We start from the raw sequence: 707 nt of genomic DNA, 5'->3' as shown, positions 1-707 counted from the left end.
GCAGGCTTTGTTGGCGTAGAGCAAGCGGTTTATAGTGTTGAGGATGGTAACGGAGGTTATGCTGTTGCTTATATCGTTGTGACTTCAAAAAATATTAATCCAGAAACCCCTAATACCGCCCCTATCGCAAAAGATTACAATAAAGAAATCGATAGCAAGCAGACGCCAGTATGGGATATAGAGCTTACCGAGCTTAACTTAATCAGTGATGCTGATAACGATGAATTATCATTAGTGCAGATTTTTGATGGTAATGGTCGTGCAATCATTAATGGTAAGACAGGCATTCGGTATACCCCTGGCGACTTTATCGGTATTGACCAGTTTACTTATATCATCAGCGACGGCAGAGCCTATGCAGCGGGTACTTTTACCTTAACAGTAAGTGACTCTACGCCGGCTAACCAAACGCCAACGGCAGGCAGAATCGTTGCCAGCATTGAAGAAGGCAGTACATCACCGATTACCATCTCTGTAGCGCCATACGTATCAGACCCAGATGGTGATTCATTACGAATTATTAGCTTGCTTGACGCGCAAGGTCTCGCCAGCGTCAGCACAAGCAGCCCACTTGAAATCCAATACCTACCCAATGGTGCAACAATACTGGATAAATTCTTTTATGTTGTGACTGATGACAAAGGGGGCTACGCACAGAGTTCGGTTACCGTTACGATTACCAACCGAAACCCTAACGCGCCCACGGC

1 protein-coding gene is annotated in these 707 nt (G+C 45.4%); it reads left to right on the top strand.

Annotated elements, in window-relative coordinates:
- Positions 1-707: Ig-like domain-containing protein (locus L2748_RS24235; protein WP_248957842.1), on the top strand; the 707-nt coding region annotated here is incomplete at both ends.

This window comes from Shewanella sairae (genome assembly GCF_023283535.1).
In the GTDB taxonomy this organism is placed as follows: domain Bacteria; phylum Pseudomonadota; class Gammaproteobacteria; order Enterobacterales; family Shewanellaceae; genus Shewanella; species Shewanella sairae.
The sequence above is the reverse complement of the archived record's forward strand: the minus strand, read 5'-3'. Positions and strand labels throughout refer to the sequence as shown.